The sequence below is a fragment of the Mucilaginibacter sp. Mucisp73 genome (assembly GCF_059491465.1).
Map to the genome: position 1 here is coordinate 569,477 of NZ_CP168507.1, position 20,962 is coordinate 590,438.

At 38.9% G+C, this 20,962-nt stretch carries 21 protein-coding genes; 17 read left to right on the forward strand and 4 right to left on the reverse strand.

The features are described 5' to 3' along the window. The first annotated feature begins 432 nt into the window (after nucleotides 1–432). The 16 genes from ACEN82_RS02510 to rfbD all read left to right on the forward strand — a co-directional run bounded on the left by ACEN82_RS02510 (nucleotide 433) and on the right by rfbD (nucleotide 15,432). The gene (locus ACEN82_RS02510; RefSeq protein WP_413320238.1) at nucleotides 433–1,308 is read left to right on the forward strand and encodes a glycosyltransferase family 2 protein; all 876 of its coding nucleotides are present in this window, start codon (nucleotides 433–435) and stop codon (nucleotides 1,306–1,308) included. Between the two features lie 448 nt (nucleotides 1,309–1,756). Then, complete coding sequence (locus tag ACEN82_RS02515) at nucleotides 1,757–2,929, forward strand: MBOAT family O-acyltransferase (protein WP_413320236.1); 1,173 nt, start codon at nucleotides 1,757–1,759, stop codon at nucleotides 2,927–2,929. Between the two features lie 5 nt (nucleotides 2,930–2,934). Then, nucleotides 2,935–3,957: a hypothetical protein gene (locus tag ACEN82_RS02520; protein WP_413320234.1), complete on the forward strand. Its 1,023-nt coding sequence runs from the start codon at nucleotides 2,935–2,937 to the stop codon at nucleotides 3,955–3,957. Between the two features lie 33 nt (nucleotides 3,958–3,990). Further along, nucleotides 3,991–4,707 (forward strand): acylneuraminate cytidylyltransferase family protein, encoded by a 717-nt coding sequence (locus ACEN82_RS02525; RefSeq protein ID WP_413320232.1) that lies wholly within the window; start codon nucleotides 3,991–3,993, stop codon nucleotides 4,705–4,707. A gap of 60 nt (nucleotides 4,708–4,767) precedes the next feature. Further along, entirely contained in the window at nucleotides 4,768–5,685 is a 918-nt protein-coding gene (locus ACEN82_RS02530; protein WP_413320230.1) for a phosphoglycerate dehydrogenase, read from the forward strand. Between the two features lie 8 nt (nucleotides 5,686–5,693). Then, nucleotides 5,694–6,686 (forward strand): Gfo/Idh/MocA family protein, encoded by a 993-nt coding sequence (locus tag ACEN82_RS02535; RefSeq protein ID WP_413320228.1) that lies wholly within the window; start codon nucleotides 5,694–5,696, stop codon nucleotides 6,684–6,686. A gap of 38 nt (nucleotides 6,687–6,724) precedes the next feature. Further along, nucleotides 6,725–7,330, forward strand: coding sequence for a D-sedoheptulose-7-phosphate isomerase (locus tag ACEN82_RS02540; RefSeq protein ID WP_413320226.1), 606 nt, complete (start codon nucleotides 6,725–6,727; stop codon nucleotides 7,328–7,330). A 9-nt stretch (nucleotides 7,331–7,339) separates the two neighbouring features. Continuing rightward, entirely contained in the window at nucleotides 7,340–8,101 is a 762-nt protein-coding gene (locus ACEN82_RS02545) for an SDR family NAD(P)-dependent oxidoreductase (RefSeq protein WP_413320224.1), read from the forward strand. Then, on the forward strand, nucleotides 8,094–9,158 hold the full coding sequence (locus ACEN82_RS02550; RefSeq protein ID WP_413320222.1) for an AroB-related putative sugar phosphate phospholyase (cyclizing): 1,065 nt from the start codon (nucleotides 8,094–8,096) through the stop codon (nucleotides 9,156–9,158). Before ACEN82_RS02545 ends, ACEN82_RS02550 begins: the two co-directional genes overlap by 8 nt. 7 nt (nucleotides 9,159–9,165) lie before the next feature. Then, nucleotides 9,166–9,618, forward strand: a complete 453-nt coding sequence (locus tag ACEN82_RS02555; protein WP_413320220.1) for a NanQ anomerase/TabA/YiaL family protein — start codon at nucleotides 9,166–9,168, stop codon at nucleotides 9,616–9,618. A gap of 36 nt (nucleotides 9,619–9,654) precedes the next feature. Next, complete coding sequence (locus ACEN82_RS02560; RefSeq protein WP_413320218.1) at nucleotides 9,655–10,341, forward strand: cyclase family protein; 687 nt, start codon at nucleotides 9,655–9,657, stop codon at nucleotides 10,339–10,341. A gap of 11 nt (nucleotides 10,342–10,352) precedes the next feature. Further along, nucleotides 10,353–11,432: a 6-hydroxymethylpterin diphosphokinase MptE-like protein gene (locus ACEN82_RS02565; RefSeq protein WP_413320216.1), complete on the forward strand. Its 1,080-nt coding sequence runs from the start codon at nucleotides 10,353–10,355 to the stop codon at nucleotides 11,430–11,432. Nucleotides 11,433–11,631: 199 nt separating this feature from the next. Beyond that, a complete protein-coding gene (gene gmd, locus ACEN82_RS02570; protein WP_413320214.1) occupies nucleotides 11,632–12,747 on the forward strand; it encodes a GDP-mannose 4,6-dehydratase in 1,116 nt (371 codons plus the stop codon). A gap of 6 nt (nucleotides 12,748–12,753) precedes the next feature. Further along, a complete protein-coding gene (gene fcl / locus ACEN82_RS02575) occupies nucleotides 12,754–13,698 on the forward strand; it encodes a GDP-L-fucose synthase (protein WP_413320340.1) in 945 nt (314 codons plus the stop codon). A 275-nt stretch (nucleotides 13,699–13,973) separates the two neighbouring features. After that, entirely contained in the window at nucleotides 13,974–14,528 is a 555-nt protein-coding gene (rfbC, locus tag ACEN82_RS02580) for a dTDP-4-dehydrorhamnose 3,5-epimerase (RefSeq protein ID WP_090528581.1), read from the forward strand. A 40-nt stretch (nucleotides 14,529–14,568) separates the two neighbouring features. Continuing rightward, nucleotides 14,569–15,432 carry a dTDP-4-dehydrorhamnose reductase gene (gene rfbD / locus ACEN82_RS02585; protein WP_413320212.1) on the forward strand — a complete coding sequence of 288 codons (864 nt, stop codon included), beginning with the start codon at nucleotides 14,569–14,571 and terminating at the stop codon, nucleotides 15,430–15,432. A 74-nt stretch (nucleotides 15,433–15,506) separates the two neighbouring features. On the opposite strand, the gene cysN is transcribed toward rfbD, so the two are convergent. Then, nucleotides 15,507–16,793: a sulfate adenylyltransferase subunit CysN gene (gene cysN, locus ACEN82_RS02590; RefSeq protein WP_112652831.1), complete on the reverse strand. Its 1,287-nt coding sequence runs from the start codon at nucleotides 16,791–16,793 to the stop codon at nucleotides 15,507–15,509. A gap of 10 nt (nucleotides 16,794–16,803) precedes the next feature. Beyond that, a complete protein-coding gene (cysD, locus tag ACEN82_RS02595; RefSeq protein WP_090528572.1) occupies nucleotides 16,804–17,709 on the reverse strand; it encodes a sulfate adenylyltransferase subunit CysD in 906 nt (301 codons plus the stop codon). 305 nt (nucleotides 17,710–18,014) lie between these two features. Between cysD and rfbA the strand changes: the two genes are divergently transcribed. Continuing rightward, nucleotides 18,015–18,878 carry a glucose-1-phosphate thymidylyltransferase RfbA gene (gene rfbA, locus ACEN82_RS02600; protein ID WP_090528569.1) on the forward strand — a complete coding sequence of 288 codons (864 nt, stop codon included), beginning with the start codon at nucleotides 18,015–18,017 and terminating at the stop codon, nucleotides 18,876–18,878. Nucleotides 18,879–18,883: 5 nt separating this feature from the next. On the opposite strand, the gene miaA is transcribed toward rfbA, so the two are convergent. Both miaA and ACEN82_RS02610 read right to left on the reverse strand, forming a co-directional pair. Next, nucleotides 18,884–19,807 (reverse strand): tRNA (adenosine(37)-N6)-dimethylallyltransferase MiaA, encoded by a 924-nt coding sequence (miaA, locus tag ACEN82_RS02605; protein ID WP_413320209.1) that lies wholly within the window; start codon nucleotides 19,805–19,807, stop codon nucleotides 18,884–18,886. 36 nt (nucleotides 19,808–19,843) lie between these two features. Then, entirely contained in the window at nucleotides 19,844–20,932 is a 1,089-nt protein-coding gene (locus ACEN82_RS02610; RefSeq protein WP_149354002.1) for a mannose-1-phosphate guanylyltransferase, read from the reverse strand. Between the last annotated feature and the right edge of the window lie 30 nt (nucleotides 20,933–20,962).

Consider the following 20,962-nt stretch of genomic DNA (forward strand, 5'->3'; position numbering starts at 1 on the left):
AACGACTCAAAATGTGTAATTTTTTTTATATTTACCGTGAAAATTTAGAAACATCTTAAAAATTGACATTTTGCTAATTTTTTTTGAATCGCTTTAGCTTTGCTCCAGTGCTGCTTTAAAGGCATGATAATAGAAGGGCGAGAGTTTAGCCGAACGTATTCCAAATAGATTTAAAAATAGGTTAATCTATAAGTATGTTTTTTAAAGTGGTTTCTTTTAAATTTATTTTCGCCATATCTGCTTTTCAATAATCACGAATTGGGTTCGGTTAAATAGAGCAGATATAGCATTTTGATATACTTGAAAATTTCGTTTTGTATTTTACCTGGTGGAAATCTGCTAGGCCGATTGCAAAAAGGGGCATAAAATATAATTACTACCAGGCAGATTAAAATTTGCAGATGGTATAAGTTGATTTGTTTACACTAATTTATGAAAATACCAGTAGCCATTGTAGTTCCTACTTTTAATAGGAAAAAATTGCTTGTAGAATGCTTGTCAATGATAAGGACACAAACAGTTCAGCCTGAATTGGTAATCGTTGTTAACGATGGTTCATCGGATGGGACTGCTGAAATACTTCAAAACGATTTTCCGGAAGTAATTGCTGTTAATGGAGATGGCAGTTGGTGGTGGACCGGTTCTGTTAATTTGGGTATTGATTATGTTTTGAAGAATCATCCGCACATAAAAGGGATCATTTTGCAAAATGATGACGTTAAATTTAACGAGAACTGGATCGAGAACCTAATGGCTGTTGCGGGAGAAAACCCTAAAGCATTAATAGGCTCCCTGACTGTTGATGTTGCTGACGGAGATCGGATTACATATGCCGGAAAATCAACTCATCCATGGTTTGCCTATTCAAAATATTATCATCGTAACAGAAAACTTTCTTCATTTAGCAAGCCTCTGTTAATTGAGTCATTTGATTTGATAGGCCGCGGTATTTATATCCCAATAGAGGTATTTCATGAGTTAGGTTTATTTGATTTTGAACACTTTAAACACCGTGGCGATACGGAATTACCCTTGCGTGCTAAATATGCAGGTTATAAACTGCTGGTTTCATCACGTGCCCTGGTAATGGAGTATACCAATACAACAGCAGCTGTTGATATAAAGGAAAAGTATGGATTTAAGGACTTTAAACCAAAGTTTTTTGATTTCAGGAGCTCGGCCTATTGGAAATACCGTTATTATTATGGAAAAATTTTAGCTAAAAACCCGGTGCAACACATGGTATTCTTCACTTGCAGAATGTTTATACATTTTGCAGGCTTCGCAGCAAGGTTCAGACCATTTTAATTTTGTTTGCTTCCTTAAACGGCAGCATTGGCCCATTGTTGAATGGGCAAATGTGTTTTTGATAATGGTTTTACTTTGTTTTGGAGAGTAAAAATATACTGAGATCAGCCCGATTGCGAAATACAAATATATATGAACGCATTCCAAAAAAATAAATTGTATGCTTTTTAATTCTATCGAGTTTGTTGTTTTTTTATTCGTAGTTCTCATAATTTACCCGTTACTAAACCAAAAAGGTCGTTTATATTTTCTCTTGGCGGCGAGTTATTTCTTTTATGCATGTTGGGATTGGATGTACCTTGGTTTAATATTTTTTACATCGGCTTCCTGTTTTGTGACCGCGAGGCTTATTGACAACCCTGCCAATAAAAAATATCGAAAGCTGTTTATGGCCCTTAGTCTTACCATAAATTTCGGCATTCTGTTTATTTTCAAATATTTTAATTTCGTGATTAAAGCAGTTGAGGATATCGCTACTGCAATGCATGGCTCGTATCATTTTGATTTTTTGCATTTGTTATTACCGGTAGGTATATCTTTCTATACATTCCATTCAATAAGCTACGTAATAGATGTATATAACGGGCGTATTAAACCCGAGCATAACCTGGCCAGGTTTTTATTGTTTGTGTCTTTTTTCCCTCAATTAGTGGCCGGCCCTATTGCCCGTTCCGAAAATCTCTTGCCGCAATTGCAGTATCTTAAAAATTATGATTACAACAACTTTAAAAAAGGGTTTATCTTAATTTTTTGGGGTTTATTTAAGAAAATGGTAATTGCCGATAGATTGGCAATAGCAGTGAATCACGTTTATAATCATGTTGAGAATGCTACTACGGTATCATTGATAATTGCAACATTGTTTTTTACCTATCAGATTTATTGCGATTTTTCAGGTTATTCGGATATAGCTTTAGGTGTATCCAAGCTATTCGGGGTTGATCTTATTGTGAATTTTAAACAGCCATATTTTTCCAAAACAATCACCGAGTTCTGGCGCAGATGGCATATTTCATTATCTACATGGTTTAGAGATTACCTTTATATACCTCTTGGGGGCAATAAAGTATCAAAATCTAAATGGATATTTAATACAATGCTGGTGTTTGTGGTTAGTGGGTTGTGGCATGGGGCTAATTACACTTTTTTGATCTGGGGCGCAATTCACGGCTTAATGCTAATTATTGAAAGGTTTGTTTACGGCGATAGGATCCGTCAAATCACAAGCGGCATTTCTCCGGCAAATATCATAAGATGGTTTATTACTTATGTAGTAGTAGTAATAGCATGGACTTTTTTCAGAGCAAATAATTTAGGTGATGCTGTCACTGTGTTTCAAAAGATATTTGAGTTTAAAAATGTAGGGCATGATATTGCATCCCTGTTTACTATCGGTGGAGCAGAGGGTTTAATAGGGCTCAAGTTTTATGACCTGTGTTTATCTATAGTATTTATTTTATTACTTGTAGGGGTGAACTTTTCATTACGTAAAGAAGGCCTATCAAACGTGATACTCAATAGCTCGACGCCGGTTAGGTGGAGTTTTTACATAGCCATAACCTTCGTGGTATTATGGTTTGGTAAACTGGGGATAAATGAGTTCATATATTTTCAGTTCTAATCTATATGAAAAACAAAATTTTAATAAAAGCCATTATCTATTTTGCAATTGTAATTGGCATTTGCCAGTTTCTGAATTTTACTTTTCCTGCACCAGATATAGTCACCGAACGGGAATGGGTAAAGAATTTGATGTCGCAGAAAGATAGCCTTAGATCCCTTACCTTTGGCCGCTCACATGGTGTAGCCCTACATTATGACCATTGGGATGTTAAAGGCCAAAATCTTTCTTTAGGAGGTGAAGATATTGCTTCAATAAAATACAGCCTGGAATATTTTGCACCGCAAATGAAAAATCTTAAAGAAGTACTGATCTGTATTTCATATTCATCGCTTTATTTTGATAATGAGGCGTTATCAAATGGCAACCTGAATGATGCGAGAAAAGCATTATATGCTTCTATCCCGTCATACAAGTTGGTTTCACCCAAAGACTATAATAATATGGTGTTTGGAAAAATGTTTGCTTTTATGCATGCTGATTATGGTTTTGGAGCCATTAAAAATATAGTGATTGGAAAAAAGGAGTTTGAGGAGGATCCAATTACAAAAGCAGCGCCATTCGATTCGGTAAAGATTATAAAATCTGCCCCTGTACAGGCTCATAACCACAGCCAGGATAAAACTCTGGCCCTTGAATATAATCCGAATATCCGAACGCAATATGTTAGCGACCTGAAGGATATTATCACTTTTTTAAAGGCTCGTAACATTAAATGTATTTTGTTTACCCCTCCATACTATAAGGATTATACAAATTTGTATCCACAGGCCGATATCGAAGAGACAGAACATTTTATGGAAGAAATCTGCAATGAAACCGGTGCTGCATACTACAATTTTTCCAGGTATGAACCAATGGCAAATAACATAAGACTTTACGCAAATGCCGACCACGTTAACAGGGCTGGCGGTGACGAGTTTACTATTTTATTTAACAAGATTTTGCGTAATAAAACTCTTAATATTAACGATTACAGCGGCTTGAAGATTATAAATTTAAAGGCTGATAAACTATCAAAAAACTAACCGGATTAAGGCTAAATATTATAATCCCACTTTATGAAATTAGGAAAAGTAATAGCTCATATACCCGCAAGAGGAGGAAGCAAAAGGGTACAGTCAAAAAATCTCAGGTACATGGATGGTAAACCAATGATTGTCTACAGTATCGAAAGTGCTTTAAACAGTAGTCTATTAGATGAAGTTTATGTTAACACTGATGATGATTCACTTGCGGCAATCGCTGAAAGCTTGAACTGCAAAGTTTATCGTAGGCCAGCATTATTAGGTGGCGATGATGCAACAGGTGAAGATTTTACCTATGATTTTATTAAAGCCAAAAATCCAGATACACTGGTGCTTATTAATCCTGTTTGTCCTCTTATAAGAGAAGTCGATATCCAGGGTGCACTTGAAGCATATTCAGCATCAGATGCAGACACACTTATCGGTTGTACACAAACACAAATGCAGTCGTTTGTTGATAATGAACCAATAAATATTGTAGTTGACGGACCGCTAGCTCCGTCACAGAATAATCGGGTAATTACAATATGTAATTGGGCCGTTACTATATGGAATGCAAATGTTTTTAAAAAACTCTACGAAAACAATCGTAGTGGATATTTCGGCGTAAACAGGCTTTTTTGGCCCCTTGACCCATTGGTTGCTGTGAAGGTAAGTGAGGAAAAAGATTTTAGACTTGCCGAAGCTTTATTAATCGCCAGAAAATATCAGTCCACTCAAAATGTAACACCTCAATACTGGACTAAGTAATTTAAAACTCAATACATTTTGTTAACATAACAATTGTAACAAAGAACGATAATTTATACTATGAAAATATTAACATCTCCCTCGTCTTTTGGCCAAGTTGGAAATGAGCCTGTCGAATTGCTTGTCCAAAATGGTTATGAAGTAATTAATAATCCTTACGGAAGAAAATTGACAGAAGATGAGGTTATTGAGATAGCCAAAGATTGTGTTGGTATAGTTGCCGGTGTAGAACCACTCACAGCAAGGGTTATGGATGCATTACCTAACTTGAAATGCATTAGTCGCGTTGGTATAGGTATGGATAGCGTAGATCTAAAATACGCATCCGAAAAAGGAATTATTGTAACCAATACCCCCGATGGACCAACCAGGGCAGTTGCAGAATTAACGCTGGCTATGACACTGTCATTACTGCGTAAAATACCACAGGCTCACGCTGATCTAAGAAATAAGGTGTGGAAAAAGCAGGTTGGTAATCTATTTCTTAATAAAGTTGTGGGGGTTGTAGGTTTAGGACGCATTGGTAAACTGGTATCGCAATTGTTTAGGGGGATAGGTAATCCGGTTATTGGTTATGATCCATATGCCGACGCTGCTTGGGCAACAGATAACGGCGTCGAATTGGTAGATTTTAATACCTTATTGACCAAAGCCGATATCGTTACCATTCATGTTCCTGGCAACGAAGACGGGTCAGTGGTAATAGGCACTAAACAGATTGATTTGATGAAAACAGGTGGGTTCCTGATAAATATATCCCGCGGCGGAATAGTTGATGAAGACGCGTTGTATAATGCACTTTCAACTAATAAATTAACCGGAGCGGCAATTGACGTTTTTTCGGCAGAGCCCTACGCCGGGCCGCTATGTGACCTGGATAATGTTGTGCTTACCCCTCACCTTGGTTCGTATGCCGAGGAGGGGAAATTACTTATGGAGATCGACGCTGTTAAAAACTTAATTAACGCACTAAAATAATACATACTATGAATTACAAAATTGGTATAATAGGTTATGGTGTAATGGGAAAAATCCGGCATCAGGCTATCGATGAAATTAAAAAAGGCGTTGTAATAGCTGTATCTGAGCCCAATGGAGAAACTGAGATAAAAGGCATCCCCAATATCAGCCATGAAGAAATTATAAATCATGCAGATATAGATGCTATCATAGTTTGCACCCCCAATTTTTTAAATAAAAATTTAACCATACGGGCACTGAATGCCGGCAAACACGTTTTTTGCGAAAAACCACCTGCTTTTACCGGTGCAGATATATTGGAGATTCAAAAGGCTGAGGCAGCCAGCGGCAAAAAATTGATGTATGGTTTTAATCACCGCCATCATGATAGCGTTATGCATATCAAAAAGTTGATCGACAGTGGTGAATATGGGAAGGTATTATGGTTGCGTGGCCGTTACGGTAAAAGTGTAACCAGCGATTATTTTAACCAATGGCGTGCTAAAAAGGAGTTAGCGGGTGGTGGTATTTTAATGGACCAGGGTATTCATATGCTTGATCTGTTCCTATACCTGTCTGGCGATTTTGATGTCGTTAAGGCAGAAGTTTCAAACCTCTATTGGCATATGGATGTTGAAGATAATGCTTTTGTAATCCTTAAAGAATCGGCAACCGGTAAAGTGGCTTCGTTACACTCTACTATGTCGCAATGGCGCCATTTGTTTTCGTTAGAGATATTTCTTGAAAAAGGCTATATGGTATTAAACGGTCTTATAACCTCCTCAATGTCATATGGCGAAGAAACACTTTCCATTGCTAAAAACAGGTCTACAGCTCCTGCGGCAACTTGGAAAGATGAGATAGTGACCAAATATGTGGATAATAACAGCTGGCGTTACGAAATGGACCATTTTTTTGACTCAATTAATACTGGTACCCCTATTGCCATAGGTAATTCAGATGATGCTTATAAGCTTATGCGTATTATAGATAAAGTGTACGAGCAAAAGGATTTTTAATCAATAACTTACAACAAAAAATATAAAAATCTATTATAATGGAAAGACAAGAAAAAGTTAAAAACTATCTGGGTGACTATATCACTCGTTTGACTGATATTTTAAATAAAATTGAAGTTGCGAAACTGGAGCAGGTAATTACCGCTATGATCACTGCGTTTAAAAACGGAAATACTATTTACGTTGTTGGCAACGGCGGAAGCGCTGCTACCGCATCTCACATGCAGGCCGACTTTAGGTTCTTCGTTCGTTATTTTTCAAAGTTTCGCCCTAAAATTATCGCTTTAACAGATAACGTACCTATGATTACCGCAATAGGTAATGATAATAACTTTGATGACGTTTTTGTTGAGCAAATGCGTGGTCAGTTTGTTTCAGGCGACGTTTTAATTGCTATATCGGCAAGCGGAAATTCACCAAATTTAGTTAAAGCTGCCGAATATGCTAATGAATTAGGTGGTACGTCAATTGCATTTGTAGGCTTCCTGGGTGGAAAATTAAACGAAATATCAACTATTCCACTATATACGCCAAATCCTAAAGGTGATTACGGCCCGATTGAAGATGTGCATATGATATTAAATCATATAATCGTAAACTACCTTTCAACCGACGAGGAATTTTTAGCACTTACTGCTAACTAATCATTCTGTATGGATGGCATATCTAACATAAAGATTGATTTAACCGGTAAAGTAGCGCTCATAACTGGTGGTACAAGGGGTATAGGTAGTGCTATAGCCGAACGCTTTCTGGAGGCCGGTTGCTCCGTAATCTTAACAGGAACCAACGCTGTCGAAATTGAGCGGTTAAATAATGAAAATACCATTGATCGGATCAGCTATTTACAACTTGATTTCGCCAAGGTTGAGTCGGTTGAGCAATTTTTGTTAAGGCTAAATGAATTGGATAGGATAGATGTGCTTATAAATAATGCAGGGATCAATAAGGTTGCACTCAATGTAGACACTACGGATGCTGATTTTGATTTACTGCATAATGTTAACGTAAAAGGGCCGTACGTGCTTTGCCGGGAAGTTAGTAAACTGATGAAAAAAAACTGTTACGGCCGTATTGTTAATATCACCTCTATCTGGAGTGCTATTACCAGACCAGGGCGTTCTGTTTACACTGCGAATAAAAATGCCATTGTCGGACTTACTAAAACATTGGCTATTGAATTAGGTAAATATGATATCCTGGTAAATGCAGTTGGGCCCGGTTTTACGCTTACAGAGCTTACAGCTACTACAAATTCGGCCGAGGATTTGAAGAAACTAACAGAAGTTATCCCCATGAACAGGATGGCTCAACCTGTAGAAATTGCCAATGTTGTACTTTTTTTAAGCAGCAATTTAAATACTTATTTAACAGGTCAAAATATAATTGTTGACGGAGGATATACCAATGTATAATTTTAAAATTAAATCGATTGTTCATGATTATGGCGTACAGTTTATTGATGATACACAAGCTGTATTGCTTCATGAACTTAAAGAGGGCGACGTAATTATTATTGATAACAAAATAAAGGAACTGTATAAAGATCTGCTTCAGCCTGTACTTGATTTGTATTGGCACATTGGTATTGATGCTTCCGAAAGTGTTAAAAGCTACCAGGGGGTAATGCCTATAATTGAAAACCTGATAGATAATGGTTTCAGAAAAAACCACAGGTTGGTAGCCATAGGCGGAGGTATAACCCAGGATGCTACAGCATTTATAGCATCAATCATGTACCGTGGTGTTGACTGGTACTTCTTCCCTACGTCATTACTTGCCCAGGGCGATAGTTGTATCGGAAGTAAAACTTCTATCAATTTTAATCAATACAAAAATCAGCTGGGAGGCTTTTATCCACCCAATCAGATATTTATTAACCTCCAGTTTTTGGATACGCTTTCAACCTGGGATCTAAAATCAGGGATGGGCGAGATGTGTCATTATTTTATTGTATCAGGCGAAGAGGATTTTACAAGGTTTAAAAATGAATATGCGCAGGCCCTAACAGATAAAAAAGTTTTAGCCGGTATCATTAACAGAAGCCTGGAAATAAAGAAAGGCTACATTGAGCGGGATGAATTTGACAAAAACGAACGCCTTGTATTTAATTACGGGCATTCATTCGGGCATGCTATCGAATCATTAACTAATTATCGGATACCTCACGGAATTGCTGTAAGTTACGGTATGGATATGGCCAATTTTGTATCAGTAAAGCTTGGATACATTGATAATTCGGTGCGTCAAAACATAAGGGAGTTATTAAAACAAGTATGGGAGGGAACTTCTATTACTGATATCTCGCTTGATAAATTTACGGTAGCATTAAGCAAAGACAAAAAGAACGTAGGTAAAACATTGGGCTTGATCCTTAATAAAGGTTACGGCAAAATATTCAAAGATTTAAGGCCGATGGATGAACAATTTATTGGATGGCTAAACGAGTATTTTACAAACGAATTAAACTAATTATACAATGATAGTTGATAAATTAAAGAATATTGATACATATAAAGGCATTTCTGAGGATATATATGCTGGTCTTCAATATTTACAAAATGCCACCCCGGATATTGAAGTTGGTGTTTATAAAATTAACGATAACGTAAAAGCGATTGTTAGCGAATATAATACCGTTGAAAACTTTGAAAGGGGATATGAAGCTCATAAGCACGTTATTGACATTCAATATCCTATAAGGGGCCTTGAAAGGGTTAAATGGTCGCCAATTGAAGGTATGAATGTAAATATTCCGTATAGCGAAGAGCATGACCGTACCTTCTATAAAGATCCATCAAGCCAGGGTACTTATGTTGATATCGGTAACGGCATATTTGCGATCATGTTCCCTGAGGACGGACATGGTCCTCAACATTATATTAACGAGCCGGAATTTATTAAGAAAATAACTATAAAAGTTGCTATCTGATATCGTGAGTAGACCTCAAAGTTTTAAATATACCCTATGATTCTCCGACTTTCGCACCTCATTTCACAAAGTACCCCGTCATACGGAAATAAAGACCGGATAATTATAAGGGATAACTCGTCAATAAAAAAAGGTGACACTGCTAATAGTTCGTGTTGGATATTTTCAAACAATCATATAGGCACTCACATTGATTCGCCCAATCACTTCTCGGAAACAGGAAAAAAGATCCAGGATATTCCTGCCGGTGATTTCTTTTATAACGTAGTGTCTTTGGTTGATATACCTTGTACCAATGGTGTATTAATTGGAATTAACGATTTAAAGAAAGTTGAAGAGCTTATTGATATCAATGTAGAATTGTTATTGATACGAACAGGCTATGAAAATTATCGTACAGAAAATAAGTATTGGAATGATAGCCCTGGATTGGCTGCGGAACTTGCTGATTACTTTAGGGATAAGTTTCCAGCACTTAGGTGTGTAGGGTTTGATTTTATATCTTTAACGTCATGGAATTTCAGACCTGAAGGGCGAATTAGTCATAGGGCCTTCTTGTGTCCCGAAGACGATAAAAAATTTTTATTGGTGATAGAAGACATGGCTTTATTAGCGACCAATAATAAAATTAACCAGGTTATAGTTGCCCCACTGTTTGTTGAAGATGGTAATGGTGGCGCTGTAACCGTTTTTGCAACAATTGATACCAATAGCAGATCATAGATTTTATAAGGATGCAAAGTTTAATCAAAAAGGGAAAAACTATTATCGCTACAGATGGCTTCAAGGTATTTTCCACGCGTTTAATTAAATATAGTATTGTTAAGCTTAAACGGTTATTTCAGAAAACAGATACGGTAAATATTGAAAAGTGGAAGTCGCTGAAAGATAAATATAAAGGTCAGCGAGTTTTTATTATAGGCGCAGGACCAAGTATTAATAAAACACCTTTACATTTATTAAAAGGTGAATATACTATGTGCTTTAACCGCGTTAATTTGTTATATGAACGTCTCAATTGGAAACCTAATTTTTATATGGTTACCGACGATCTGAAGCTCAAGGAAATTTACAAGGATATCAATGAGGAAATTTTGCCGGCTGTTGATTACGCTTTTTTCCCCGACTTACATCCATCAAATGTAAATTTCAAAAAATATCTCGATGAAACACCGAAGATCCATTGGTTAAATATGGATGAGCCGGAGTACTCACTTGATTTACCCAAATGTGGCATAAACAAAACAGTTGTAAATGGCGGATTACAAATATTGGCTTATTTAGGTTTTGAAGAAATCTATATGCTTGGGGTAGATATGACTTTTGCGAAACGAAACGTATCAAAAATAAATGAGCGGGACTGGGTAGGCAAGAAAGATGATGATCCTAATCACTTTGACCCAAGGTACGATGGTAAAGGAATGGCTTACCGTAATCCTACGCTTGACGATATGCTCGACTACTTTATTGCTGGGCGTAAGTTTTTTGATAAGCATAATAAAAAGATCTACAATGCATCGTATGGTGGTGTCATGGAGGAGTATCCACGTGTAAACCTTACTGATGTGCTGAATCTTAGCGACGAACAGCAATTCAAATTATTTGTTGACCTTGTAATCCCCGGTTCTAGAGCTAAAAACTTCGGAGAAGCATTTAGTGGTTATCCAATTTTGAACAATGCGGAAGACTTTGATAAAAGCATTGGTGATTTTGTTTGTGGTGATGATATAGCGCCCAGCGTTATTACCAGGGCCGTATTTACACACATACCGTTTGGGCCTTGTGAAGATAAATATGTGTTTAAGAAAAGGTAATTTTGGATAATTATGTATACATAATGTAAAAGTGTAGAGCCGTTGATAAAAAAGAGTTAATTATTGAATTTTCTAAAAAAAAAGATTTTTTTTAATATCTTCGAAAGTTTTCGGGCTTAATTGTATGAAAGGCGCAATAATCGGTTTGGTAAAATAAAATTTCAATAGAAACATCTAATCTATATTCATTACATTCAATATGTCAAAAGTAGCTTTAATTACGGGGATAACCGGTCAGGACGGTGCTTATTTAACGGAACTCTTATTTTCAAAAGGATATGAAGTTCATGGTATAAAACGCCGTAGTTCATTGTTTAATACAGATAGGATTGACCATCTTTATCAAGATCCGCACGATAGCGAAATAAGGTTAACACTTCATTACGGTGATTTGAGTGATAGCACTAATCTTATTCGTATAATCCAGCAAGTTCAGCCAGATGAGATATACAACTTAGGTGCTATGTCGCACGTGAAAGTTAGTTTTGATACGCCTGAGTATACAGCTAATGCCGATGGCATTGGAACTTTAAGGTTACTTGAAGCTATTCGTATCTTAGGCCTTGAAAAAAAGACAAAAATATATCAAGCATCTACTTCTGAACTGTATGGTTTAGTGCAGGCTGTTCCTCAATCTGAAACCACACCATTTTATCCCCGTTCACCATACGCAGTGGCAAAAATGTATGCTTATTGGATAACAGTAAATTATCGTGAGGCTTATGGCATTTACGCTTGCAACGGTATATTGTTTAACCACGAAAGTCCCTTGCGTGGCGAAACCTTTGTAACTCGTAAAATAACACGTGCCACAGCCAAAATAGCAATGGGATTGCAAGACAAATTGTATTTGGGTAATCTTGATGCTCAGCGCGATTGGGGACATGCTAAAGATTATGTAGAAGCTATGTACCTAATATTACAACAGGATGAACCTACTGATTATGTGATTGCTACCGGTGTAACTACTCGTGTTCGCGAGTTTGTAAGACTTGCTTTTGCCGAAGTTGGTATCACAGTTGAGTTTAAAGGCGAGGGGATTAATGAAGTTGGAAGTGTTGTTAGCTGTAACAATCCTGATTTTCAGGTTGAAATAGGTAAGGAAGTAGTTGCTGTTGATGCTAAGTATTTCCGTCCAACCGAAGTAGATCTACTGATTGGTGACCCCGCAAAATCAAAGAAATTGTTGGGCTGGGAACCTAAATACGACTTGAAAGGACTTGTTAGCGAAATGGTTGCAGCCGACGTTGACCTGTTCAGAAGAGAAAAGTTATTGAAGGATTCTGGCTATGCTATCAAAAACCAATTTGAATAAACTATGATGGAAAAGGACGCAAAGATATATATAGCTGGTCATCGTGGCATGGTTGGTTCCGCAATTTTTCGTAAACTACAACGTGAGGGTTTTACGAATTTTGTAACGCGTTCATCGTCAGAACTCGACCTTCGTGACCAGGTTGCTGTATCCGAATTCTTTAGGCAGGAAAAGCCCGATTATGTTTTTCTTGCAGCTGCGAAAGTTGGTGGTATTGTTGCTAACAATACTTACAGAGCCGAATTTTTATACGATAATCTGGAAATTCAAAATAATATCATTCATAACTCGTATTTAAATGGGGTAAAGAAACTGATGTTTTTGGGTTCAAGCTGTATCTATCCAAAATTGGCGCCTCAGCCTTTAAAAGAGGATTACTTGTTGACTGGTCCGCTTGAGGAAACTAATGAACCATATGCGATAGCCAAAATTGCAGGCATAAAAATGTGCGATGCTTATCGTGCTCAATATGGCTGTAATTATATATCGGCTATGCCTACCAACTTGTACGGTTATAATGATAATTATCATCCTCAAAACTCTCATGTTTTGCCTGCTTTGATCCGTCGTTTTCACGAAGCTAAGGAGCAGCAGGTGCCGGTGGTAACTATATGGGGTACCGGCACACCCAAACGCGAATTTTTATTTGCTGATGATCTCGCCGAAGCATGCTATTATTTGATGCAGAACTATAATGAGCCGGGGCTCGTTAATATAGGAACTGGCGAAGATGTAACTATAAAAGAGCTTGCAGAGCTTGTAAAAAAAGTAACTGGTTATGAGGGCGAAATTAATTTCGATATTTCTAAACCAGATGGTACACCCAGAAAGCTAATGGATGTTACAAAACTGGCAAATGCAGGATGGAAATATCACACCAAGCTTGAAGATGGTATTGCATTAGCATACGCTGACTTTTTAAGCAAGGGTGAATTGATTGCTCAACGATAAGTAATTTATGTCATACTTAAACACCAGAAGCCGGTTTTCGCCGGCTTCTGGTGTTTAAAACCCCTAATAAATGATTTATTAGGCCGGCTGTTGGCAGCTCTTTCTTAGGTGTTCAATGCATTAATAATATAGCAGCCAACTGTTTGTATTTCGGTCCGTTAATAAAGTATACTACTTATTTTTATATATGCCGTTGGGTTCTGTAACGTATTTTGCCTTATCTTCGTTAATAGAAAACGGTACGCAATCCGGTTTTAGTTATCTTAATATATTGTATGACTATAATACCAACCCCGCTTGAGGGATGTTTATTAATAAAACCACGTATTTTTAATGATGACCGCGGTTATTTTTTTGAATCGTTTAATCAACAGCGGTTTGCTGATGCTACGGGCTTCAATGTCAATTTTGTACAGGATAATCAATCCTATTCAACGAAAGGTGTATTACGTGGCCTGCACTTGCAAAAAGGTCGGTTTTCGCAAGCTAAGTTGGTTAGGGTAACCAAAGGCGAAGTATTAGACGTAGCTGTCGACCTGCGCAAGGGATCGGCAACTTATGGGCAATATCATGGAGTGCATTTAACCGAACAGAATAACGAGCAATTTTTTATTCCCCGTGGATTTGCCCATGGCTTTATTGTATTGAGCGATGAAGCTGTATTCCAGTATAAATGTGATAACTACTATAACAAAGAGTCAGAAAGTGGTCTGCATTATGCCGATCCTGATTTAAATATTGACTGGCAGCTCAGCGGGAGCGATGTGCTGGTATCGGACAAAGACCTTGAACTGCCCTTTTTAAAGGATGCTCCTGATTTTGGGTTCTAATTTTTATCCTGGTTTAATCAAAAAATAACACTTCTAAAAAATGCAAAATATCATCGTATTTGGAGCATCAGGACAATTGGGTAACTGCTTAAAGAAAGTGGCAGCCGACAGGAAAATAGATTATATCCATTTCCTGCCCGAAGATGAGGCAGACATTTTGCGGGACGATTTGCTCGATATTGTTTTTGAAAAATATAAACCAACGTTTGCTATCAATTGCGCTGCTTATACCGCTGTTGATAAAGCGGAAGACGAAGTTGACCTGGCCCGGGCGATCAATAAAACAGGGGCCGCAAATCTTGCCAGGCATTGTAAAGCATATGGTGCTACCCTTGTTCAGATCTCAACTGATTTCATTTTTAAGGGCGATGTGGCATTGCCACTCACAGAAGATGCCATTGCTGAGCCTATCAGTGTATATGGCCTTACCAAACTGGAGGGTGAACAGGCAATTGCGGAAATCCTTGATGAACACTATACAATTCGTACCAGCTGGCTATACTCCGAGTATGGCAACAATTTTGTAAAAACCATGCTAAGGCTTGGGGCCGAACGTGATGAGCTTAAGGTGATTGCAGACCAGGTGGGCACCCCCACATATGCTATTGACCTGGCAGAAGCAATTTTAACTATCATAACAGCTGGCAAAAAAGCATATGGCATTTATCATTATAGCAATGAAGGGGTAACGTCATGGTATGACTTTGCCAAAGGCATCTTTGATATTTCATGTACTGATGTTAAAGTACTCCCAATACGCACATCAGAATATCCAACGAATGCGCAACGACCGGCATATTCGGTACTGGATAAGGCTAAGATCAAAGCTACGTTTAATATAGAGATCCCTTACTGGCGCGACAGCTTAAAAGCTTGTATTAAAAAATTGGCTGCCGCACAATAAACAATGAGTTTAAAAAAAATAAAATGCCAGGCTTTTCTTACAAACCTGGCATTTTTAGTTTTTCCCCAAATAGCTTACAGGAATGTCCCTGCTGCTACCGTTTCATTAGTTGATTCATCAACCAGGATCAATGAGCCGGTAATACGGTTTTTGCGATACTCGTCAAACACTACGGGTTGAGTAGTGCGTAAACGGATCTTCACCATTTCGTTCATCTTAATATCAGTATTTTCTTCCTGTTTTTCAAGCGTATTGATATCCAGTTTATAATAAACTTCCTTAATGATCGACATTACCTCGCGGGTGGTGGTTTTGAGATGATATTTAGCACCTGGGCGCGGGCTGCGGGTTGCCATCCAGCAAATCATGGCGTCAAGGTCCTGGCTCACCTGCGGTTCGCTGTCATCTTTTACAATCATATCGCCGCGGCTTACATCAATATCATCCTCCAAAGTAATGGAAACCGACATTGGTGCAAAAGCTTCCTCAACCGGACCCGAATAGGTATCGATAGATTTTATAGCCGATGTTAGCCCTGACGGCAATACAGTGATCTTATCGCCGGGCCTGAAAATGCCGCCTGCTATCCGGCCGGCATAACCGCGGTAATCATGATATTCATCCGCATGAGGACGGATCACTGTTTGCACCGGGAAGCGGGCATCAGAGTGGTTTTCATCACTGGCAATATGGATAGTCTCCAGGGTATGTAACAGGCTTTCGCCTTTGTACCATGGCATGTTTTCCGAATCGTTAACCACATTGTCACCAGCTAAAGCACTGATAGGTACAAAACGGATATCGGTGACATCAATTTTTGCTGCAAAAGCTTCATATTGTTCAACTACTTTGTTAAAAGCCTCTTCGCTGTAATCAACCAAATCCATTTTGTTTACACAAACAATAATGTGTGGTATTTTTAATAGTGATGCAATAAATGAGTGGCGGCAGGTTTGCTCAACCACGCCTTTGCGGGCATCAATAAGTACCAGGGCAAGGTTTGCTGTTGAAGCGCCGGTAACCATGTTGCGGGTATACTGGATATGGCCGGGGGTATCGGCTATAATAAATTTACGTTTGGGCGTGGCAAAATAGCGGTAGGCCACGTCAATGGTAATGCCCTGCTCGCGCTCCGAACGTAAACCATCAGTTAATAATGAAAGATCAACATGCTGAAGCCCTTTTCGTTCGCTCGATTGTTTTACAGCCTCCATCTGGTCTTCAAAGATGGATTTCGAATCGTATAGCAAGCGCCCTATAAGGGTGCTTTTCCCATCGTCAACACTACCTGCTGTAGTAAAACGTAATAATTCCATTGTGGTGGTATGTTTTGCTCCGGGCTTGACTGCCTGAAGGCTCATTGAATCAAATTTAAAAATAACCTTGTTTTTTCCTGTCTTCCATTGATGTATCCGAGCGTTTATCGTCACTTCGGTTACCGCGTTCGGTGCTGCGGGTTGCTGATACTTCAGCAACTATCTTCTCCAGCGTATCGGCGTCTGATTCGATGCCGCCGGTGATGGTGATATCGCCCAGTGTACGAAAACGCATGAGTTTGTTTTCGATAGTTTCACCCTCCCTAAGCTGTAAGAACTCTGAAGCAGGCAGCCAGGTATTATCGCGGTAAACAGCGTTACGCTGGTGTGCAAAGTATAATGAAGGTATAGCTATATTTTCCTGCAGAATGTAGTTCCAGATATCCATTTCGGTCCAGTTACTGATCGGGAACACACGGAAGTGTTCGCCCATGCGTTTGCGGCCGTTAAAGATATTCCAGAGCTCGGGACGTTGGTTTTTAGGATCCCACTGGCCAAACTCATCGCGGTGACTGAAGAAACGTTCTTTAGCACGGGCCTTTTCTTCATCACGGCGCGCACCGCCGATAGCGGCATCTATTTTGTTGCTTTCGATGGTATCAAGCAGGGTTACTATCTGCAACTCGTTTCGGCTGGCGTTGATACCGCTTTCCTCAACTGCGCGGCCTTTGTTAATTGATTCCTGAACTGAGCCAACAATAAGTTGTACGCCAAGGTTTTCAACCAGCTTATCCCTAAACTCCATAGTTTCAGGAAAGTTGTGACCGGTATCAATATGGATTAGGGGCATCGGGATTTTAGCGGGCCAGAATGCCTTTTTTGCCAGGTGTGTTACAACAATAGAGTCTTTCCCGCCCGAAAACAGGATGGCAGGACGATCAAATTGTGCAACCACTTCCCTGATAACGTAAATGGCCTCTGATTCTAATTCCTGCAGATGAGTAAGATAATATTTATGCATGTTAACAATGAAAATCCGCTAAATCCACCTAAATAGTAGTTTTTAACGTTCAAACTGCAATAATAACAATTTTATGCTAATGTTGAGGGGATTAAATGGATTTTGCTTTTGAAAAAGGCTTGTTGCCTGATACATGGTTTATGTTCAAAATAATCAGATAAAATATAAGTTTGCATATTGAACAATAAATACCAACTTTATACCTGATAGCATTGTTCAACAGTATAATAATGGGCCCTGATATTACGGAAGCATTATTATATACTAACTTTGGGACGTTTACTTAAAACTTAGTATAATCAAATATGAAAGGCATTATTTTAGCAGGAGGGTCAGGCACCCGGCTTTATCCTATAACCAGGGCAATCAGTAAACAACTGATGCCTATTTATGATAAGCCTATGATATACTACCCGCTATCGGTTTTGATGCAGGCGGATATCAAAGAAATTCTGATCATTACTACAGCCGAAGATAATCCCGGTTTTAAGCGGTTGTTGGGCGATGGTACAGAGTTAGGCTGTAAATTTGAATATGCTATACAGGAAAAGCCTAACGGACTCGCCCAGGCTTTTGTTATTGGCGAGCAATTTATAGGCGATGATAAAGTAGCTTTGATATTGGGCGATAATATATTTTATGGTACCGGATTTAACGAATTGATCCGCAGTTTTAATGATGTAGATGGCGCAGCTATTTTTGCCTATCATGTGGCCGATCCTGAACGTTACGGTGTGGTTGAGTTTGATGCCGAATTCAGGGCCTTGTCAATTGAGGAGAAACCTTTGCAGCCAAAATCGAAATTTGCAGTACCCGGTCTTTATTTTTATGATAATTCGGTAATTCAAATAGCTAAAGATCTTGAACCCTCACCCCGCGGTGAGTATGAAATTACCGATGTTAACAAGTTTTACCTTGAACAGGGTAACCTGCATGTTGGCGTTATGGATAAGGGAACAGCCTGGTTAGATACGGGTACGTTTGATTCATTGAGCGATGCTACCGAATATGTGCGCGTGATCGAAAAACGCCAGTCAACAAAAATCGGGTGTATTGAGGAGGTTGCTTACCGCCGTGGGTTTATCAATGACGATCAATTGCGGCTGTTAGTTAACAAGTATATCAAAAGTGGTTACGGCAAATATTTGCAAAGCCTGCTGCCGCAATAAAATAATTATGAGGCAGTTTCAATGGCTTTGACCATCTGGTCAATAACATCGGGAACACCGGCATCAAACCAAACAAAATCTTTATCTTTTCTGAACCAGGTAAGCTGCCTTTTGGCGAAGCGCCTGGTATTTTGTTTTATAAGTAAAAGCGCTTCGTCAAGGCTGGTCTTGCCATCAAAATGATCAAACAGCTCAGAATAGCCTACTGTATTTAAAGCATTAAGCTCCCGGTAGGGCAGGAGGCTTTTTACTTCTTGAATAAGGCCTTGTTTAACCATCAGATCGACGCGAAGGTTTATACGCTCATATAGTTTTTCGCGGGGCATATCAAGTGCCAGTTTGATAATATTAAAAGGTCTTTTATTTACAGTAGCGTTGCGGTAAGATGAAAATGGTTTACCTGAGGTTTCAAATACTTCCAACGCCCTGATGATACGCTGAGGATTATTAAGGTCGACCTGGGTGTAATAATCCGGGTCGACCTGTTGTAGTTGTTTTTGTAATGTAGTAATTCCTTCCCTTTCCAGTTGTTGGTTTAGTTTTTCACGGACTGAAATATCGGCTACGGGCAAGTCATCAAAGCCTTCACAAATAGCTTTAATGTACAAACCTGATCCTCCAGCCAGGATCACCTTATCATGTACTTTAAAAAGTTCATCTAAAAGCGCAAGCCCCTGTTTTTCAAAATCGCCAACAGAAAAACTTTCGGATATGGAGTGCGAATTGATAAAGTAGTGTTTGGCCGCAGCCAACTCGCTTTCATCAGGTTTGGCAGTACCAATACTCATCTCCCTGAAAAATTGTCTCGAATCGGCAGAAACCACCACAGTATTGAAATGCTGCGCCAACTTAATAGCTGCAGCTGTTTTCCCTACTGCAGTGGGGCCGGCAACTACAATGAGGGTTTTATTACCCTGCGTCATGTTCATAAGCCTAAGCTTTACTCATATCAAAAATGTCGGTAACTAAATATACTTCGTCCCGAACTTGTTCTTTACATCGGCCACAACCTGCTTGATGTTCTGTTCCTGGTCGCGGGGGCAAATGAGCAGGGAGTTGTTCGATTCTACTACGATATAATCATGCAGCCCCTGCAATATTACCAGTTTTTCGCCCGGCACGTTTACCATACAGTTTGAAGAGTCATACATGATCACTTTTTCGGCAGGGATAACGGCATTACCTACATAATCCTTTTCGGCAAGGTCATATATTGATGCCCAGGTACCCAGATCGCTCCACCCAAAATCCGAAGGTAATACATATACATTATCTGCTTTTTCCATAATGCCGTAATCTATCGAGATATTAACGCATTGCTGGTATACATTGTGAACGTGAGGTTTCTCTTTATCCGAATTGTACACCGGCTTCGCATCAGCAAAAATCTCGTGCATTTCGGGCAGGTACTGATTAAAGGCCTTAACAATAGTTTTGGCCGACCAAACAAAGATGCCGGCGTTCCATAAAAAGTCGCCGCTTTGAATAAAGGTTTTAGCTATTTCAAGGGTTGGTTTCTCGGTAAAGGTTTTTACTTTATGAAACTCATCATTGATAACGTTATCAGTATATTGGATATATCCGTAACCGGTATCGGGCCTTGACGGTTTAATGCCCAGGGTTATCAGATAATCATTTGAAGCGGCGGTTTGCAATGATTTTTCGATAGCGGCAACAAAAGCATCCTCATCCAGGATCTGCTGATCAGAAGGGGCTACAACAATGGCAGCATCGGGGTTAAGACTTTCAATTTTAAAACAGCCATAGGCAACACAAGGTGCGGTGTTTCGCATTACCGGTTCGGTAAGGATCTGCTGATCCTCCATATCTGGCAATTGTTGTTTTACCAGTTTGGTGTAGTTTTCGTTAGTAACAACGTAAATATTTTCTTTGGGGCAAACTTTCAGGAAACGTTCGTAGGTATTTTGTATTAAGGTTTTACCGGTACCGAGTATATCTATAAACTGTTTGGGGTGCGATGTACGGCTTATCGGCCAAAAGCGGCTTCCAATTCCTCCGGCCATAATTATGGCATAGTAATTTTTGTTATTCATTGATAAATGGGGTAAATTATTATGAGCTGG

Bases quoted from the DNA above. Each gene is read 5' to 3' on its own strand.
- ACEN82_RS02520 (WP_413320234.1), top strand. From the start codon at position 2,935: ATGAAAAACAAAATTTTAATAAAAGCCATTATCTATTTTGCAATTGTA.
- ACEN82_RS02540 (WP_413320226.1), top strand. From the start codon at position 6,725: ATGGAAAGACAAGAAAAAGTTAAAAACTATCTGGGTGACTATATCACT.
- ACEN82_RS02510 (WP_413320238.1), top strand. From the start codon at position 433: ATGAAAATACCAGTAGCCATTGTAGTTCCTACTTTTAATAGGAAAAAA.
- gmd (WP_413320214.1), top strand. From the start codon at position 11,632: ATGTCAAAAGTAGCTTTAATTACGGGGATAACCGGTCAGGACGGTGCT.
- cysD (WP_090528572.1), bottom strand. From the start codon at position 17,709: ATGCATAAATATTATCTTACTCATCTGCAGGAATTAGAATCAGAGGCC.
- rfbD (WP_413320212.1), top strand. From the start codon at position 14,569: ATGCAAAATATCATCGTATTTGGAGCATCAGGACAATTGGGTAACTGC.
- fcl (WP_413320340.1), top strand. From the start codon at position 12,754: ATGGAAAAGGACGCAAAGATATATATAGCTGGTCATCGTGGCATGGTT.
- rfbA (WP_090528569.1), top strand. From the start codon at position 18,015: ATGAAAGGCATTATTTTAGCAGGAGGGTCAGGCACCCGGCTTTATCCT.
- rfbC (WP_090528581.1), top strand. From the start codon at position 13,974: ATGACTATAATACCAACCCCGCTTGAGGGATGTTTATTAATAAAACCA.
- ACEN82_RS02610 (WP_149354002.1), bottom strand. From the start codon at position 20,932: ATGAATAACAAAAATTACTATGCCATAATTATGGCCGGAGGAATTGGA.
- ACEN82_RS02530 (WP_413320230.1), top strand. From the start codon at position 4,768: ATGAAAATATTAACATCTCCCTCGTCTTTTGGCCAAGTTGGAAATGAG.
- ACEN82_RS02555 (WP_413320220.1), top strand. From the start codon at position 9,166: ATGATAGTTGATAAATTAAAGAATATTGATACATATAAAGGCATTTCT.
- ACEN82_RS02550 (WP_413320222.1), top strand. From the start codon at position 8,094: ATGTATAATTTTAAAATTAAATCGATTGTTCATGATTATGGCGTACAG.
- ACEN82_RS02560 (WP_413320218.1), top strand. From the start codon at position 9,655: ATGATTCTCCGACTTTCGCACCTCATTTCACAAAGTACCCCGTCATAC.
- ACEN82_RS02535 (WP_413320228.1), top strand. From the start codon at position 5,694: ATGAATTACAAAATTGGTATAATAGGTTATGGTGTAATGGGAAAAATC.
- cysN (WP_112652831.1), bottom strand. From the start codon at position 16,793: ATGAGCCTTCAGGCAGTCAAGCCCGGAGCAAAACATACCACCACAATG.
- miaA (WP_413320209.1), bottom strand. From the start codon at position 19,807: ATGAACATGACGCAGGGTAATAAAACCCTCATTGTAGTTGCCGGCCCC.
- ACEN82_RS02545 (WP_413320224.1), top strand. From the start codon at position 7,340: ATGGATGGCATATCTAACATAAAGATTGATTTAACCGGTAAAGTAGCG.
- ACEN82_RS02525 (WP_413320232.1), top strand. From the start codon at position 3,991: ATGAAATTAGGAAAAGTAATAGCTCATATACCCGCAAGAGGAGGAAGC.
- ACEN82_RS02565 (WP_413320216.1), top strand. From the start codon at position 10,353: ATGCAAAGTTTAATCAAAAAGGGAAAAACTATTATCGCTACAGATGGC.